The organism is Brevibacillus sp. LEMMJ03 (genome assembly GCF_007197875.1).
In the GTDB taxonomy this organism is placed as follows: domain Bacteria; phylum Bacillota; class Bacilli; order Brevibacillales; family Brevibacillaceae; genus Brevibacillus; species Brevibacillus thermoruber.
In genome coordinates, this window is sequence record NZ_VKJN01000010.1 from 42,695 (window position 1) to 59,362 (window position 16,668).

The 16,668-nt window shown below is 61.3% G+C and carries 14 protein-coding genes; 2 read left to right on the top strand and 12 right to left on the bottom strand.

Annotated features, from left to right (window positions below; genetic code table 11):
• Window positions 1-12: 12 nt before the first annotated feature.
• The 12 genes from FOI68_RS13865 to dacB all read right to left on the bottom strand — a co-directional run bounded on the left by FOI68_RS13865 (window position 13) and on the right by dacB (window position 14,333).
• Complete coding sequence (locus FOI68_RS13865; protein WP_143863517.1) at window positions 13-1,191, bottom strand: acyltransferase; 1,179 nt, start codon at window positions 1,189-1,191, stop codon at window positions 13-15.
• A 112-nt stretch (window positions 1,192-1,303) separates the two neighbouring features.
• Complete coding sequence (locus tag FOI68_RS13870) at window positions 1,304-2,497, bottom strand: DUF418 domain-containing protein (protein ID WP_255433479.1); 1,194 nt, start codon at window positions 2,495-2,497, stop codon at window positions 1,304-1,306.
• Between the two features lie 214 nt (window positions 2,498-2,711).
• Window positions 2,712-4,022 (bottom strand): branched-chain amino acid transport system II carrier protein, encoded by a 1,311-nt coding sequence (gene brnQ, locus FOI68_RS13875; protein WP_255433497.1) that lies wholly within the window; start codon window positions 4,020-4,022, stop codon window positions 2,712-2,714.
• A gap of 282 nt (window positions 4,023-4,304) precedes the next feature.
• Window positions 4,305-5,141, bottom strand: a complete 837-nt coding sequence (locus FOI68_RS13880) for an alpha/beta fold hydrolase (RefSeq protein WP_044898129.1) — start codon at window positions 5,139-5,141, stop codon at window positions 4,305-4,307.
• Between the two features lie 71 nt (window positions 5,142-5,212).
• Window positions 5,213-6,493 (bottom strand): purine/pyrimidine permease, encoded by a 1,281-nt coding sequence (locus FOI68_RS13885; RefSeq protein WP_143863520.1) that lies wholly within the window; start codon window positions 6,491-6,493, stop codon window positions 5,213-5,215.
• Between the two features lies 1 nt (window position 6,494).
• Window positions 6,495-7,286: a putative hydro-lyase gene (locus FOI68_RS13890; RefSeq protein WP_044898127.1), complete on the bottom strand. Its 792-nt coding sequence runs from the start codon at window positions 7,284-7,286 to the stop codon at window positions 6,495-6,497.
• An 87-nt stretch (window positions 7,287-7,373) separates the two neighbouring features.
• Window positions 7,374-8,561 (bottom strand): NRAMP family divalent metal transporter, encoded by a 1,188-nt coding sequence (locus FOI68_RS13895; protein WP_065066404.1) that lies wholly within the window; start codon window positions 8,559-8,561, stop codon window positions 7,374-7,376.
• A 21-nt stretch (window positions 8,562-8,582) separates the two neighbouring features.
• Window positions 8,583-9,350, bottom strand: a complete 768-nt coding sequence (locus tag FOI68_RS13900; protein ID WP_044898126.1) for a LamB/YcsF family protein — start codon at window positions 9,348-9,350, stop codon at window positions 8,583-8,585.
• An 11-nt stretch (window positions 9,351-9,361) separates the two neighbouring features.
• The gene (locus FOI68_RS13905) at window positions 9,362-10,366 is read right to left on the bottom strand and encodes a 5-oxoprolinase subunit C family protein (RefSeq protein WP_143863521.1); all 1,005 of its coding nucleotides are present in this window, start codon (window positions 10,364-10,366) and stop codon (window positions 9,362-9,364) included.
• Window positions 10,363-11,106, bottom strand: coding sequence for a 5-oxoprolinase subunit PxpB (pxpB, locus tag FOI68_RS13910; RefSeq protein WP_143863522.1), 744 nt, complete (start codon window positions 11,104-11,106; stop codon window positions 10,363-10,365). The genes FOI68_RS13905 and pxpB overlap by 4 nt, the downstream gene beginning before the upstream one ends.
• Window positions 11,103-11,267, bottom strand: coding sequence for a hypothetical protein (locus FOI68_RS23515; RefSeq protein WP_185973952.1), 165 nt, complete (start codon window positions 11,265-11,267; stop codon window positions 11,103-11,105). Before FOI68_RS23515 ends, pxpB begins: the two co-directional genes overlap by 4 nt.
• Window positions 11,268-11,438: 171 nt before the next feature.
• Window positions 11,439-14,333 carry a D-alanyl-D-alanine carboxypeptidase/D-alanyl-D-alanine endopeptidase gene (dacB, locus tag FOI68_RS13915; RefSeq protein WP_143863523.1) on the bottom strand — a complete coding sequence of 965 codons (2,895 nt, stop codon included), beginning with the start codon at window positions 14,331-14,333 and terminating at the stop codon, window positions 11,439-11,441.
• 199 nt (window positions 14,334-14,532) lie between these two features.
• Between dacB and FOI68_RS13920 the strand changes: the two genes are divergently transcribed.
• Window positions 14,533-15,075, top strand: a complete 543-nt coding sequence (locus tag FOI68_RS13920; protein WP_029099184.1) for a hypothetical protein — start codon at window positions 14,533-14,535, stop codon at window positions 15,073-15,075.
• Window positions 15,076-15,214: 139 nt separating this feature from the next.
• Complete coding sequence (locus FOI68_RS13925; protein ID WP_143863524.1) at window positions 15,215-16,351, top strand: glycosyltransferase family 4 protein; 1,137 nt, start codon at window positions 15,215-15,217, stop codon at window positions 16,349-16,351.
• Window positions 16,352-16,668: the final 317 nt, after the last annotated feature.

The window sequence follows — 16,668 nt, forward strand, 5'->3', positions numbered from 1 at the left end:
CGTTTCAACCTCTTACATCGCCTGCTTCCACTGCCGTTCCGATTGCCCCGGCGCGGTGGCCCGCTTTTTTTCTGCCGCTCCGACCAGCCATGCGCCGAACGGCAGTTTGGCCAGTCCGTACGAGAGGGCGATCGAAGCCGCCGAACAGAGCAGAAACGCGAACACGCTGCCAAGCATGGTGCTGCCGGTGACCTCCCAGACGTTCAATCCCTTCATCACGTACGTGAGCACGAGGGCGTGAACCAGATACGCCCCGTACGAATTCCGGCCGATCATGGAGAACCAGGCAGTCCAGCGCGAGTCCCGCTTTGTCAGCAGGACGGCCAGCAGGTAGACCAGCAGCAGTTGGGCCACCGTATAGAAAAACATGGACGGCTTCAGCGACGTGGCCACGTTGAGGTTGACCAAAAAGCCGCCCGAATCCCTGACCAGCTCATAGCCGATGTACGCGTAGGCGGCGGCAAACACAGCCAGCAGGTAGGGCCAGCGGCGCTGCAGCAGCGAGCGGAACGCGGGCAGCGCCAGCGCGACCATCCCGCCCAGCAGGAAATAAAAGGAGTAAAACAGGAAGTTGCGGTCCCTGTACGTGATCAGGTATGCGTCCAGCCAAGCCGCGTCAAAACGGAACGGATGAGCCGGCAGATAGCGGGCCGACACCCACATCAGTCCCGCGTACAGCAACGCCGCCGCACCGACGGCGGCCACCTTTCCCGCGCGGCCGGACAAGCGTTGTTTTGCCGCCTTGAAGCCTTTCAAAAGCAGCGGGTACAGCAGGTAAAACTGGAAGATCATGACAACAAACCACAGGTGGTACGAGGCGCTGCCCGTGATCAACTTTTGGACCACGCCGACGAGCGTCGAGACGTCCCACCCGGTCACGTCCCGATGCCACACCATGTAGATCAGCGACCAGATCGCGTAAGGCACGACGATCTCGGTGAACCGCTTGCGGATAAAGCCGGGGTAGTTCACCCGTTCGTAGTAGTTGTAAAACAGGACCAGGCCGGTAATAAAGACGAAAGCCGGGACGGCAAACTTGAGCAGATGGAACAGCTTCCCGTAAAGAAACGCCGTCATCTCGTCCACTCCGGGCTTTCGCATGTAGACGCCGATCACGTGCTGATACACCACTGCCAAAAAGGCAAAAGCGCGAACCGCGTCCAGTTCGACAATTCGTTCTTTTCGGGCCATTGACTCGTTACCAAACCTTTCTACCTTTCGTGCAAAACAGACAATCCCATCTTACCGCTCCACCGCGGCTGCCGCAAGTCCTGCGCGGGCGGATGACCGATGCTGCTCCGCCTCATCTTTTCATCGGTGGGACAAAACCATATGTCAAACAGCGCCACAGCCATTCCAGCGGTCCGAAACGATAGCGGGAAAGCCACCAGCGGCTCCACGCCGTCTGCAGCGGAAAAATCACAAGGCACAGCACAAGTCCGAGCCACATCTCCGGCTGCCCGTAAAGGTGGAAGAGCCGCGCAATCCCCAGCGACAGGACGGTTTGAGCCAGGTAGTTGGTCAGGGCCATTCGCCCCACGGGCGCAAGCGGTGCCAGCAGCTTCCGTCCCCGCCCCGTCCGCAGCAGCAGAAGCAGCGACGTGATGTACAACGCGCACAGCGACAGGCCGCTCCACTCGATAAAGACCAGCACGGCCAGCTCGGGCGGTGCGGGCAGGTCCACGGCGCCGGATTGAACAGGCGGAATCATCGCCACCAGCGGAACGCTCGCGGCCAGCGCCAGCAACCAGACGCGCTTGATGGCGGCAGCATGCTGTTCGGGACGATGAAAGACGCCTTTTTTGGCTGCGTACAGTCCCATCAAAAACAGCGGCAGGACGGACAGTACGTTCATCCACTCGTACTCCAAAACGATCGGCATTTCATGGGTCCAGCGGAACTGCAGCCATTCTGCCGGTCCCCCCTGGTTGTACACCGTGATCGCTTCCCGTGCCCGCTGCCATGTTTCGGCGCTGTACGAGGATTCCCCGGGAACCAGCAGCGTCAGCGCCATCAGCAGGTTCCACCCGATGAGCAGAAGGAGCGCCGCGCGGCGTATGGACGCTTCCTGTCTCTTGTAAAACCAGAGCAAACACAGGCCCGCCAGCGCATAGGTGTGGAGAATGTCCCCGTACCAGAAGAACAGCAGGTGGACCACCCCGAACAGCATCAGCACCGTCAAGCGGCGCAGGTAAAGCCGTGTGGCCGGATGTCCCTTCTGCTCCGCCCGGCTCATGAACAAGTAAAATCCGGCTCCGAACAAAAACGAAAAAATGGTGTAAAACTTGGCCTGGACAAACATGTCAAACAGCAGGCGGATCCATTCGTCCAGGGCCGTGTGCGACAGCGGCAGACGGTCTTCCGGCAGGAACAGGTCCGGCTGCAGGAAAGTGGGCATGTTGACCAAAAAGATGCCAAACAGGGCAAAGCCGCGCAGAACATCCAGTTCGGCAATCCTCTCTTCGGCCGAAACGGGTGATGCTTTCACTCGCGTCATCCTTTCTCGCTTTCGTCTCTCCCGTGTCTCTCCATGTGGCGTTCCCTTGGTTACTACGAACGTACGGGCGAAAAGTCACGGCCGCCCGCAAAAACAAGGGCACATGCACGAGGTTTCGCCACGGTGAATCCCGCGCTTCCTGAGTGAGATGCGGGGCAAACAAAAAGGGCGGAAAAAGCAGAATCGTCTGCTTCCTCCCCCCTGCACGGCCGTCTTAGGACGGCTGCTCTTCTCTTCTTTCGCCCCGACTGCGTCTGCCGAAATCAAGCAGCATTCCGGCGCAGCCCCCGAGCAGCGCTGGCATCACCCAGCCGGCTCCCTGCGCGTACAGCGGCAGCGCGTTCAGCCAGGTGTCCCAGCGGTGATCCCCCGCCGTCGCATTGATCAGATCGATCACGCCAAACAGCGCCACCAGACTGACCGTGGTCACGTAGACGAACGAGCGGGCGGAGATGACGCGGTCGGCCAGCGCCAGCAGGATGAGGACGATGGCGACCGGATAGATCGCTCCCAGGATCGGTACGGAGACCGCGAGAATTTGCGTCAGCCCGAGGTTGGCAATCGCCATGCTTACGAGACAGAGGACGCTCACCCAGGCCCGGTACGAGAGGCGCGGCAGCAGGCTGTTGAAGTACTGGCTGCACGAGGTGACCAGGCCGATGGAAACGCAGAGACAAGCCACCGTAAACACGACGCCCAGGAGAACTTTCCCGCTGGGGCCGAACAGGTAGCCCATCACGCTGGTCAGAATCTGCGCCCCGTTGTCCGCTTTTCCCAAAAACGAACTGGCGGAACCGATCATCCCCAGCATCACGTAAATGACGCCCAACAGCACGCCCGCCCCCAGACCGGCGCCGATCATGTAGACGGACAGGCGGCCTTTGTCTTCGATGCCCTTGGCGCGCAGCGTGTTGGCCACGACAATGCCGAAGACCAAAGCGGCCAGCGCGTCCATGGTCAGGTACCCGTCCAAAAACCCCTGAAACGCGGGATGTTCTGCGTACGGCCCGACAGGCTGCGCCGACGGCCCCATCGGAGACAGCAGGCTTTTGGCAAAGATGAGCACAATGATCGCCAACAGCGTCGGGGTCAACAGCTTGCCGAAGCGATCCACCAGCTTGGACGGGGACAGGCTCAGCCAGAAGACCACCGCGAAAAAGACGGCGGAGTAAACGGCCAGCCCCCACGGCTGCGCGGACCAGGTAGCCGGCAGAAACGGCGCCATTCCCATCTCGAACGCCAGGCTTCCCGCGCGCGGAATCGCCAGACCCGGACCGATCGAGACGTAGATCAAGAGCGGGAACAGCCAGGCAAAGACCGGATGCACGCGTTTGGCCAACGCGGAAAAGCTGCCCGCCTTGGCGATGGCCACCACCCCGAGAATCGGCAGCCCAACCGCCGACAGCAGAAAGCCTGCGAGGGAAAGCCACACCTGCTCGCCGGCCGATTGGCCGAGAAACGGCGGAAAAATGAGATTTCCCGCCCCAAAAAACATGGAAAACAGCATAAAACTGATCAGGACCATGTCCTTTTTGGACAGCGTATGTTTCACGGTGCAGTTCCCTCCTCCCATATCGAGAGGGATTCTATCAACTTTTCCGTCGCGAATCCAGTAGTAACGCGATATTCGTAATGTTCAAGAAAGTGAATGATTTCAATTTATTTTAAAAAAATCAGCTCCTGTACAGGATGGTACGTCGTGTCCTGTGGCCTGCACGCTGGAATTGATACTCGTGCTGACGACGGACGGGGGCGGCAGGTGCTGCAGATGTTGGCGGAAAAAAACCGGCAGTCTGTGCGACGCAGACTACCGGTTTTCCCTGCGCAGCTCCTCCTCCACGCGGTCCAGCCATTCGTGAACGAGAGCGGTAAACAGCCGGCTTTGCTCGATCTGCAGGTTGTGGCCCGCGCGATCCAACACGACGAAGCTGGCCCGCGGAAAATGCTCCAGGATCGTCCACGCGTCCCGGTACCCCGTGCGGTCATCCTGCCGTCCGGTCAGGATCAGCACCGGTTTGTCATACCGCCCGACCAGCGGTTCCACGTCAAATGAAAACGCGTACCGCCGCTTCAGCTTTTCCAGAAAGCGCATGTCGGCCATCCGCACGCCGGAGAGGATTTCCCGCTCAAAGCGCTCCCAGTTGTAGCGGTCCTGCACGACGGCAATGGAGGCAAACTCCTCTCGCTCTTCCGGCGTCAGCTCGGCCAGCAGTTTCTCATCCCGAGCCAGCACGGTAAAGGGGGGCAGGTCCCGTTTTTCCTTTTCCGCGTGAATGGCCGCACAGATCAGCAGCATCCCGGCCATTCGATGCGCCTGCCGGGTGAGCAACCCCCTGGCGAGATAGCCTCCGTAGGATTCACCCGCGACCAAAAACGGCGCCCCGGGCGGTATCAGCCGCTCCACCACCCGCTCGACGACCGCCAGCATGTCGTCCGATCCTGTGATCCAGTCCGCTCCTTTGGTCCGTCCCATCCCGGGGAGGTCCAGATAGATCCGCCGCCAGCCCGGGCGGTCGGCGAAGACAGGCTCCATGCAGCCCGTCATCAGCCGATGATCGGGTGAGAATCCGTGCAGCATCACTACAGGGAATCCCTCACCGTACTCTACATAATGAACCGTCACGTCGTCCAGCACGCATTCCATTCGCCCTTCCCCCTGACTCGAACATTTGTTCCGTCTGTTATCATACCACGTTTGCAGAAAAATGGAAAGAATCATTCGCTTTCCCGGCTGAATGCAGGCTGCGAGCGGACCAGCCACTCCAGCGCCATGCAGATCAGCACGCCCATCAGCAGCCCGTTGCTGACGAGCGGACTGATGTAGGGCGGAAGCTGCGCCAGGAATGAGGCGGGCAAAAACATGCAGCCGACACCGGCCATCAGCGCAACGCCGACGATATATCCCTGCCGTTCATCCAGCCCGCTTTTGGCGATCTCCCGGATGCCCATGCCAATCATGTTGGCAAACGAGAGAAACACGCTGGCGTACCCTACCGAGACGGGAATCGAGGCAAACCACAGCGTGACCGCCGGAACGAAACTGACCGCCACCAGCAGCAGACTGCCCATCAGAAACGGCCATTTTTCCTTCATCCGCGTGGTCAGGATAAAGCCGGCCGTGTAGGAAACCGGCACGAAGCCGATCGTGGAAAACGCGGCGGACAGCAGTTGGCTGATGCCCATGATCAGGCCGGACCGGTTGGCGCTGACGGGCTCGGCAGGGTGGACCACCCGTTCCACCGCTTCCATGCTGGCGATCAGGTTGCTCAACAAAAGGACGGTGACGATAAGCGAGGTCAGCATGATTCCGCCGTCAACGTGCGGCCATCCCCACGACAGCAAATGAGGCAGGGCTACCCAGTTCTCCGCCGGGGCTTCGATTTTGTGGTACAGACCCGCCAGGACGAACAAGGACCAGCCAAACGCGATGGCGATCAGCACCGAATAGCTGCGCAGCAGTTGGTGCCGGCTCCTTGCAAGGACCAGCGACACGGCGAGCGTGGCGAGCGAAATCGTCGCCGCTTTCCCGTCAATCGCGCCCGATTTTGCGCCCAGGATGCCGGTGACAAACGGTCCGCTCATCTGCGCCACCAGCAGGAGGAAATAAGTGCCGACCACCGTCGGCGAAAACAGCCGGCGAATCGCGTCCATCCAGCCGCACGCGCTCACGGCGAGGAAAATAAGGCCGCTTGCGATCAGACCCAGTTCCAGGGCGGGGAGCACCTCGCGCGGATGGAGTCCCATCGCGGGAGCCAGGGAAGCAAACAGGAGAAACACGCCCCACCACAACGCCGCGGGCCCTTCGGCGATGGGCAGACGGTGTCCCCAGAGGGCCTGCAGGACCGATACGACCCCCAGGACAAACAGCGAGCGCTGCACAAAGTCGGCGATTTCCGCCGGCGTCATGCCGTACGCCTGCCCGATGGCAAGCGGAGCCACCACGCTGCCGGCGAGGATAAACATGGCCCACTGAATGGTCGACAGCGCCTGCCGCATGTTACAGGACCCCGTACTGCGCGTCCCGTTGGTCGGTGATAAACATGTGCCCCGGAGCGTGGGTGATCATCAACTCCGGCTTGCAGCGCATCGCCACGGCTTGCGGCGTCACGCCGCAGGCCCAGAAGACGGGCACTTCGCCCGGATAAATCGGGACGGGGTCGCCAAAGTCTGGGGTGTTTACATCGGCAATCCCGATCTGCCGCGGGTCGCCGATGTGGACGGGAGCCCCGTGCACCGCCGGAAAGCGGGAGGTGACCTGTACCGCCCGCACCACCTGATCGTGCGGGATGGGCCGCATGCTGACCACCATCGGGCCGGAGAATCGGCCCGCCTTTGCACAGTCCAGATTGGTCACGTACATGGGCACGTTGCTGTTTTGTTCGATGTGGCGAACCGGAATGCCGCTGTCCAGGAGCGCCTGCTCAAAGGTAAAGCTGCAGCCCAGCAAAAAGGCGACCATGTCCTCCCGCCACAAATGGTCAATCCGGGTGACTTCCTCCGTCAGTTCACCGTTCCGGTACACGCGGTATCGGGGAAGATCGGTGCGCAGGTCGGCGTCCGGAGCCACCAGTGCCGGAACGGGTGATCCGGGTTCGGTCACATCCAGCACGGGACACGGCTTCGGATTGCGCTGACAGAACAGCAAAAAGTCGAAGGCGAGCGCCTTTGGCAAAATCACCAGGTTGGCCTGCGCATATCCGGCGGCCATTCCTGCCGTCGGCTTGTCCCAACGCCCCTCCCGCATCAACAGACGGGCCTCTTTCGGATGCATCGACGTAAACTCGTTCATTCTCAATCCCTCCCATTCGGTCGTGAATCGCACGGAAAACACCGCAGGCGGCGCGGCGAGCGTCCTGCGGCCTCTACCATTTTCCGATTATTGGAACAGTTTTGGCAGCTCGTTCACCATGGTGTACACGCCCATGACCGCCATGGTGACGGTGACGATCAGGCCGAAGATGGTCATCCACAGCGGGTGCTTGTAATCCCCGACGATTTTTTTGCGGTAGGCGGCGATCAGCATGACCCCGAGCGTGAGCGGGAGGATCAAGCCGTTCAGGGCCCCCACCAGGACGAGGATTTTCACCGGACGGCCGACCAGCACAAAGACCAGCGTGGAAACGGCGATGAAGCCGACGATGATCCAGTTGTGGAAACGGTCGATCTTTTCATGGAACGTACGAATAAACGAGACTGATGTGTAGGCGCTGCCGATGACCGAGGTGATGGCCGCGGCCCACATGACGACGCCGAAGATCTTGTACCCCACCTGCCCTGCCGCCAACTGAAAGACGGACGCGGGCGGATTGGACGGGTCCAACTGCAGCCCCTGGGCTACAATGCCCAGCGCCGCGAGAAACAGGATGATGCGCATGACAGACGCGATGACGATGCCGGAGACGGAGCTTTTCGTCACTTCCGGCAAGGAGGAAACCCCCTTGATGCCCGCGTCCAGGAGACGATGGCCGCCGGCAAACGTGATGTATCCCCCGACCGTGCCGCCCACCAGGGTGACGATCGCCAGCACGTCGATGGTGTCGGGAACAAAGGTTTTGATGACCGCTTCACCCACAGGCGGCGACGAGGTGACCGCGACGTACAGGGTCAGGGCAATCATGACAACGCCCATGAGCTGGGCAAATCGGTCCATCAGTTTGCCTGCCTCGCGCACGAGGAAAATCCCGATGGCGATGATTGCACTTACCAAAGCCCCCGTCTCTGCGGACATGCCAAACAGCACGTTCAATCCCAGACCCGCTCCGGCGACGTTCCCGATGTTGAACGCCAGGCCGCCCAGGACGACCAGTAGGGCGACAAGGTACCCCAAGCCGGGCAGGACCAGGTTGGCGACGTCCTGGGCCCGCCTTTCCGAGACCGCGATGATGCGCCACACGTTCATCTGCGCCCCGATGTCAAGCAGGATCGACATCAGGATGACAAAGCCAAAACTGGCGGCCAACTTTTGCGTAAAAACGGTCGTCTGCGTCAGAAAGCCCGGTCCGATGGCGGACGTAGCCATCAAAAACGCGGCGCCCAACAGCAAGCTGATTCTCGATGCTTTCATGAAATATCCCCCCGTTTGTCTCTACGCTGGATGATTCATCGCCTTGACCGCGATGCCTGACGCTTCCAGCGCCGCGCGAATGTTGCGGGCGAACGTCAGCGCGTGCGGACCGTCGCCGTGGATGCAGACGGTTTCCGCCGCAATCTCGATGTCCGTCCCCTGCCGTGTGGTCACCTTTCCTTCCTTGACCATGCGGATCACCTGGGAGACCGCCTGTTCGTCATCGGCAATCAGCGCATCCGGTTGGCTGCGCGGCGTCAGCGACCCGTCCTGCTGATAGGTGCGGTCGGCAAAGACCTCGCTCTTTACCCGCAGGCCGATTTTTTCTCCCTGCGCAACAAGCTGACTGCCCGCGAGGCCAACCAGGTAGAGCTCCGGATTGACCCGGTAGACGGCTTCGGCAATCGCCCGGGCCAGCTCCGGGTTGGCGGCCGCCATGTTGTACAGGGCGCCGTGCGGTTTCACGTGCTGCATCGCGCCGCCTTCCGCCTGCACAAACCCCTGCAGCGCTCCCACTTGATAAACGACCAGATCGTACGCCTCCTGCGGGGAAATGGCCATGTTGCGCCGGCCGAAGCCCTGCAGATCGGGCAGGCCCGGATGGGCGCCGATCATGACGCCGTGTTCCAGCGCCAGCTTCACCGTCCGGCGCATCGTGCCCGGATCGCCGGCGTGAAAGCCGCAGGCGATGTTGGCCGACGTGATGTACGGCAGGATCGCTTCATCGTTCCCGATCCGGTAGGCGCCGAAGCTCTCTCCCATGTCGCAATTCAAATCCACGCGGTACATGCAAATCCCTCCTATGCGAGTTTGAACTGAATGCCCAGCTTGGCCTGGCGAATGCTGCACTCCCTGTCCAGCAGCAGCGCCTCCGCTTCGGCCCGGCTGATTTCGACGAACCGGATCACATCCCCCGGCTTGGTCTGGGCGATGAGCGGCAGATCGACACTGGCAATCTGGGCGATTTTCGGGTAGCCGCCCGTCGTCTGTCGGTCGGCCAGCAGCACGATGGGCTTGCCCTCGGCCGGGACCTGCACCGTGCCGAACGACACGGCTTCGGAGATCAGCTCCGTCTGCCGGACAAGCGACAAGACAGGTCCCTCCAGCCTGTAGCCCATCCGGTCCGATTGCGGCGTGACCCGAAACGGCTGCGAAAAAAACGCCTCCTGGCTGTCTGCCGCAAACCAATCCCACTGACTGCCGCGGATGGCCCGAATCACCGGTTGGGAATCGTACATCGGCAGCAGTTCCGGGCCGATTCCCCACTCCGCCGGGACAAACGCGCCATTCTCCGCGTGCGTGCGCAGGTGGCGGATCATCAAAACCGACTGCTCCGGCAGCGGACCGGATTTCAAAACGTCTCCGGCACGAAGCGGCCGCCCCTCATGACCGCCGATTCCGGCCCGCAGGTAGGTGGATCGGCTGTTCATCACCACCGGCACCTGTATCCCCCCAGCCACGGCCAGGTAGCTGCGAGCCCCAAAACGGCAGCCGCCCGACTCCAGGACGGTGCCCTTTTTTACCCACACCGGTTTCCACAGCGGCACGGGAACGCCATCGATCGTGGGCGACAAATCGGCGCCGCAGATGGCGATCAGCGCGTCCTCCGTGAATTCGAGGGCGGCCCCGATCAGCGTCATTTCCAGCGTGGCGTCCGAATCGCGGTTGCCCACCAGCAGATTGGCGGCCCGGTGGGCAAACGGGTCCATGGCCCCGCTCACGATGACGCCGTGTTTTTGATAGCCGTAGCGCCCTGCATCCTGGACCGTCGTCAGCAGTCCGGGGCGGATGACGCGCATCGTCATGCCGATCCCTCCTCGTATGCGCGAAATTCCTCTTCGGTTACGGGAACAAACCGGACGCGGTCCCCCGCCTGCAGCAGGCTGGGCGGATCCGCTTCCGGACGGAACAGCCTCAGCGGCGTTCGGCCGATAATCTGCCAGCCTCCGGGTGTCTCCAGCGGATAGATGCCGGTCTGCTTGCCGGCGATGCCGACGGAACCTGCGGGGATGGACAGCCGGGGCGACTGTCTCCGGGGAGTGGCGATTTTCTCCGGCATCCCCCCGATATAGGGAAATCCGGGCGCGAACCCGATCATGTACACCTGGTAGTCGCCTGAGGCATGCGTTTCGATCACTTCCTGCTCCGTCAGGTTGTTGTGGCGGGCCACTTCTCCGAGGTCGGGCCCCATTTCGCCCCCGTAGAGAACGGGGATCTTCACCACCCGACCGCTGGCGGGGGCCACTTCTCCCAGGCTGTTCAGCCTTTCGCGGATCTGCCCGCAGTACCATTCGTAGGGAGAAAACGGCGGCCGGCTTCCCCCGTCCGTCCGCTGCCAGCCTTTGTTCCGCTCGTATACCGCGACGGGGTCATAGAAAATCGTGACGGTGGCATAAGCGGGGATGTATTCCACCATGCCGGGCAGCGGATCCTGCTCCAGGGATGCGGAAAATTGCTTCACCTGCCCGTGGATGTGCGGGTCAATGCTTGTCCCGAACCGGACGACCACGGCATGATCGCCCAGCGGTTCCACATGTACCTTCATCGCCGATACCCTCCTGTCGGTTTTCTCCATCCCAGACCGTGAACGGACGTGTTCGGGTGACCGGAATGTTCGACCGTTTCCGACAGCGGCAGCTGCCGGCGGTCGAGAAACAGATGAAGCAGATCCGCCGCCGTGCGGACCGTTTTGTTGATCTCCGACAAACCACACCCTCCGTTCCGATATTCGGAATTTTTGTTCCGTTTTCTATTTTTGTTTTTCATTATACGACAATTTTCAATCCGTATACAATCGCGAATTTTCCGTTAATAGAAAACACCCGCAGTCCACTTGCCGTCTTTCCGACAAGCGGCTTGCGGGTTCACCTTTTTCTGTCAGTCTTGAAAAGAGGCGAGCGCGATGGCGATCTGGTCCTGAATGTCGGTAAAGGTTTTGCCGTCTTTCGCATACCCGTTCAGCAGGATGGAGAACGCCAGCTTCTTGCCGTCCGAGGTGGTCACGTAGCCGGACAGGCTGTTTACGCCCGTCATGGAGCCTGTCTTGGCGCGCACGTTCTGTTCGGCCGCCGTTCCCTTCATCCGGTTTTGCAGCGTGCCGTCCACGCCGGCCACCGGCAGGGAGGCGTAGTACGCCTCAAAGGTCTCCTGCCTGCTCATTCCCTCCAGCACCGACAGGATGTGGCGGGCGGAGATGAGGTTGTAGCGGGTCAGACCGGAGCCGTCCACCATGTCGAAATTGGTTGGGCCCCCGAGCGATTGGACCGTGTCCCGCACGATTGTTGCTCCGGCGGCGGCGCTGCCTTCCTCGCCTTTGACCGCGCCCAGCGTTTTCAGCAGCATCTCGGCGTAGAAATTGTCGCTTTTCTTGTTGAGGTAGGAAACGATCTCCCGAAGCGGCTGCGACGCAAACTCCGTCCACTTGACCGCCTGGGCGGGAACGGTTCCGACCGATACCTTGCCGCTGCCGGCGAAGGTGATCCCTTCCTTTTCCAGCTTCTCCCGCAGGACCGTGCCGAAGTACAAGGCGGGCTCTTCCACCGGTACCCGTTCGTAGTCGCCTTTCGTTCCCAGCGGCAGGTTTCCGGTGACGCGGATCGTGTTCGTCCCTCGGTCGCGCGTGATGGCAAAGGTGTTTTCCTCACCGGCCGCGACCGTTTTCGCTTCGTTGATGACCTTGACGTACGCGGTCTTGGGCAGCAGATTTACCTGGACCGCCGCTCCCGCTTTCGCGCCCGGCTGGTACTCTACCATTACTGTGCCGCGGTTGAGGGCCAGCGCGCCGATCAGCGGATTGTAGTAGTAGCTCTCGTCGTCCCAGGCCCAGCCGAGGCCGAGCCGCTGGTCATCAAAATAGCTGTCGTCCAGCACGAGATTGCCGTTGATCCGCTTGATGCCCTGCGCTTTCAGCCAGCCGGCGATCTCTTCGACGGAAACGCCTTCCTGCACTTTCAGGCTGTCCTCCGTGTGCAGGGTGGGATCGCCGTAGCCCTTGACGTACAGATCGCCGTTCAGCACGCCGTTTTTCGGCAGGGGCGCCGACCCGTACAGCTCCGTTTTGAATGTATACTCGCTCCCCAACTGGATGAGACTCGCAGCCGAAGTCAGCAGCTTCAGGTTGGAGGCCGGCGTCATCAGCGTGTCGGCGTTTCGCTCGTACCAGACGGCATCGTCCCCCGTTTCGTCCAGCGCCTTGACGATCACGCCCGCCGTAATTCCGGACTGATCGGCACCGTCGAGGATCGGGTCCAACAGCGCCGAGAGCTTGTAGGTGGCGGGCTCCTGCGCCTCGTATCCGTCCGGTGCGCTCAGCTCCGGGTACTGGGCCAGCAGGATCGCGATCTGGTCCTGCAGATCGCGGGCGTACTTCGATTTGTAGATGCCGTTGATCAGGATGGAAAACGCCAGCTTGTGGCCGTTCTTGGCGGTGACGTACCCGGACAGGCTGTTCACGCCTCCCATCGAGCCGGTCTTGGCGATGACGTTCCGCTCCGCCGGCGTTCCCTGCAGACGGCTTTTCAAGGTGCCGTCCACACCGGCGATCGGCAGGGATGTTTCCAGCGCATCCCGGTACTCCTGCTCCTGCACGAAGGCGAGCAGTTTGACCATCTGCTCGGCGGTGATCCAGTTGAAGCGGGACAGGCCGGAACCGTCCACCTGCTGATAACCGGCGTCTACGCCGGCCCGCTTCAGCACGTCGGCGACCACTTCGCTGCCCGCTTTGGCGCTGCCTTCCCCTTTTTGCGTGGCCCCGAGCGTCTTCAACAACATCTCGGCGTAGAAGTTGTCGCTCTCCTTGTTCAGCTCCACGAGCAGTTCGGACAGCGGTTTGGACAGGTGCGTATGGAGCGGGACGCCCGTGGTGACCGTGGTTTTGGCCGTTTTCGCCTGGGGACGCAGCGTGATCCCGGCGGCGGCCAACTGCCGCTTCCACACTTCGGCCGCAAACAGGGCGGGGTCTTCCATCGTCACGTCTTCCTGGTAGGGTTGGGCCTGGATGCCGATTGTTCCGGAAAAGACGACCGTATTTGTGCCGCGCGGCCGCTCGACACTGACCTCGCTTGTGGTGCCCTCGACGGTTTTCAGGTTGTTCACCAGCCGGATGTAGGACGTGTCCGGCTCCATCGTCAGCGTCGGCGCCTCTCCCGCTTGTTTTGCCGGCGTGACCGTTACGGTGATGCTGTTCTTATGTACCGCCAGTGCGCTCAGTTGGGCACTGTAGCCGTATGGCTCGTCATCCCACATCCAGCCGGAGCCGAGGCGGACGTCATCGAAATAGCTGTCGTCCACCAGCAGATTGCCGTTCACCTGGGTCAGCCCCTTCTCTTTCAGGGCGGCGGCGATACCCTGCAGGTCTTCGACGGACAGTCCGGGGTCCCCGTATCCTTTCACGATCAGGTCGCCGTTGAGCACGCCGCTCGGCAGCAGCCTGCCGGACGCGTACACCTCCGTCTTCCATTGGTAATCGGGGCCCAGTTTGTCCAGCGCCGCAATCGTGGTGAACAGCTTCAGGTTGGATGCGGGTACGTACGTTCGCTGGGCGTTGTGCCGGTACAGAAACGCCTTTTCGTTCAAATCGTAGACGGCGATGCCGGCGTGAAGACCGACGCTGTTCTCGTCCCGTGCCAGGTCGGCCAGCCGCTTGTCGATGTTGGCCGTCAGCGGGTCGGCTGCGGCCGCCGCGTTTTGGGCGAAGGCCGGCACCGCCGCCGCATTCAGCAGCAGCAGCAGCGTCAGCAGCCACACCCCGGTGCGTTTGAGTAAATGATTCATAATACCCTCCTTCTCCTAGTGTTGTGCCAGATTGAAAAATCTAGCAGCCCTACGTTCCATGATACCATTTTGCGGCATTTTTCGAAATATTGTTACAACAAAAAGGACAGTTTCTCCTGTATATCGTGCCGGATCGTATATCGCTTGCGGCAGCGTTCATACTAAAACGGAATGTGCCGTCTAGCGGGAGGGATTGAATGTGTGCAAAAAAGGACTGCTCGTTCTGATCGTACTGCTGCTGGTAGCCGTCCCGGCGTCGGCCCAGCCGGGCATTGCCAACCTGCGGGTGGACACCACTCCGGTCAAAGACGTGCGGGAGTTGGTGCGCCAGAGCACGCTGATCGTCGTCGGGACGACCGACGCCACCTACCGGTCATACCCGACAAGCAGACGAGTGGCCGCCGGGAGACTGGTCAATTTCGTGCAGATGGTGAAGATTGAACGATTCCTGAAAGGATCGGGTTCCCGGACGGTCAAGCTGCTCAGCACCGGCGTCCAGCCTCTGCCCCCTCCTCCCGATCCGATCAACCTGATCTACCCGGGTCCGCTCGGCGAAGGCAGGTACGTCCTGTTTTTGCGGGCTCTTCCCGGCACGGATGTAAAAAGCGCCGTCGGGATCTGGCAGGGCGTTTATCCGCTCATCCAGGGGCGAACAATCGCGCTGCGGGGGGCGGGCTTTGCGGAGCTGCACAACCTGACCGTCGCCGAATTGGAACGGAAACTGAGGGCGGCCGGCCGCTAGGGCCCCGCAAGGCCGTTTGTGTCCCCGCACGGGCGGCCTATTTTGCGAAAACAGGTAGTCGTCTAGGAGATCGCACCCCTTCCCTACATAGGATATACGGGCATAAGCTCAACACTCGTACACGTGGAGGGGTGAAGAGGTGCGCATCCTGGTTATCTGTCCAGAGCAGCTGCCGGTCCCCCCGATCAAAGGCGGCTCCGTCGAATCCGTCACGTACAACATTTTCAAGCGCATGGCGCAAAGCGAGAAGGTCGTGCTGCTCAGCCGCAGCCATCCCCGCTTGCCGCGCGTCAGCCGGTACGTCGGCGGCAACTTGCTGGTGATCCGCGTCCCCAGCCGCAAGCCGTTCGCCTACCTGCGCTCCGCATTGGGCAAAGTGGCGGGACGGTCGTTTCACATCATCCAGATTGAGAATCGGCCGCGATTTGTTCCGTACGTGCGAAAGGTGTTCCCCCGGACGCCGATCATGCTGTCGCTCCACTCGCTCACCTTCATGTCCCGCCTGTCCCAACCGCGGGCCAATGCCATTCTCCGTCAGGTGAACGGCGTCACTTCCGTCTCTTCGTTTGTCACCAACACGATGAGACGGCGCTATCCCGCCCACGCCCGCAAATTCCGCACCGCCATCCCCGGGGTGGATGCGGCAAAATTCCGCCCTTGGTCGGCCGCGTCGAAACTGCGTCTGCGGAGACGCATGGGATTGGCCGGGAGTTTCAACGTCCTGTTCGTCGGACGAATGGTCAGAGGCAAGGGGCTGCATACCCTGATCCGCTCCGTCGCCCTGTTGAAACGGCGCATTCCCAACATCCGCTTGGTGGCCGTCGGCGCCTCCTGGCCTGGTGTGAGGCGGCAGACGGCGTACATGCGGTACGTCCGCAGTCTGTCCAAGCGCTTGCGCGTCCCCGTCCGCTTCACGGGCTACGTGCCGCCTTCCCGCGTGCACCAGATGTTTCAGCTCGGGGACGTCTTCGTCTGCCCTACCCTGTTTCGCGAAGGCCTGGCCACCGTCAACTCCGAGGCGATGGCGTCCGGCATCCCCGTTGTCGCCTCCAATCGCGGCGGGATACGGGAAGTGGTCGTACACGGACGCAGCGGCTTGCTGGTCAACCAGGCCGGCAGCCCGGCCGCTTTTGCCCGCGCCATCGCCCGCATCCGCAGCAATCCAGCGCTGCGGAGACGGCTGGTCGCCAACGGCAGGGCAAGGGTCCGCTCCGCCTTCAACTGGCACGGCACGGTCCGCAGACTAAAGACGCATTACCGGGCTGTCCGATCATAGGCCAACCGGCCAAAAAAAGCCACTGACCGGCGTCAGTGGCTTCATCGTTGTTCCCGCTTATTCAAAACAAGATCAGGTACATGTAAATGGCGACGGACAACGTACAAATCAACACGCTGCCGACAAACGTCCAGATAATCAGCTTGTTGTAGCGATCTTCGCGATTGTCGTTCATCAAAACGTCTCCTTGTCTTGAATTCCCCTTTCCATTATAAGACGGCTGCCGGCAAAAAGAAAAGCGTTTGTGGGGGGCAACCACAAAAACGCCGAAATCCTTAGCTTTAGCTGTCCCGCAAGCATGCTTCAATCGCCCGGGC

Coding starts and splice junctions, on each gene's coding strand:
- FOI68_RS13865 (WP_143863517.1), bottom strand. CDS start 1,191: ATGGCCCGAAAAGAACGAATTGTCGAACTGGACGCGGTTCGCGCTTTT.
- FOI68_RS13870 (WP_255433479.1), bottom strand. CDS start 2,497: ATGACGCGAGTGAAAGCATCACCCGTTTCGGCCGAAGAGAGGATTGCC.
- brnQ (WP_255433497.1), bottom strand. CDS start 4,022: ATGGTCCTGATCAGTTTTATGCTGTTTTCCATGTTTTTTGGGGCGGGA.
- FOI68_RS13880 (WP_044898129.1), bottom strand. CDS start 5,141: ATGGAATGCGTGCTGGACGACGTGACGGTTCATTATGTAGAGTACGGT.
- FOI68_RS13885 (WP_143863520.1), bottom strand. CDS start 6,493: ATGCGGCAGGCGCTGTCGACCATTCAGTGGGCCATGTTTATCCTCGCC.
- FOI68_RS13890 (WP_044898127.1), bottom strand. CDS start 7,286: ATGAACGAGTTTACGTCGATGCATCCGAAAGAGGCCCGTCTGTTGATG.
- FOI68_RS13895 (WP_065066404.1), bottom strand. CDS start 8,561: ATGAAAGCATCGAGAATCAGCTTGCTGTTGGGCGCCGCGTTTTTGATG.
- FOI68_RS13900 (WP_044898126.1), bottom strand. CDS start 9,350: ATGTACCGCGTGGATTTGAATTGCGACATGGGAGAGAGCTTCGGCGCC.
- FOI68_RS13905 (WP_143863521.1), bottom strand. CDS start 10,366: ATGACGATGCGCGTCATCCGCCCCGGACTGCTGACGACGGTCCAGGAT.
- pxpB (WP_143863522.1), bottom strand. CDS start 11,106: ATGAAGGTACATGTGGAACCGCTGGGCGATCATGCCGTGGTCGTCCGG.
- dacB (WP_143863523.1), bottom strand. CDS start 14,333: ATGAATCATTTACTCAAACGCACCGGGGTGTGGCTGCTGACGCTGCTG.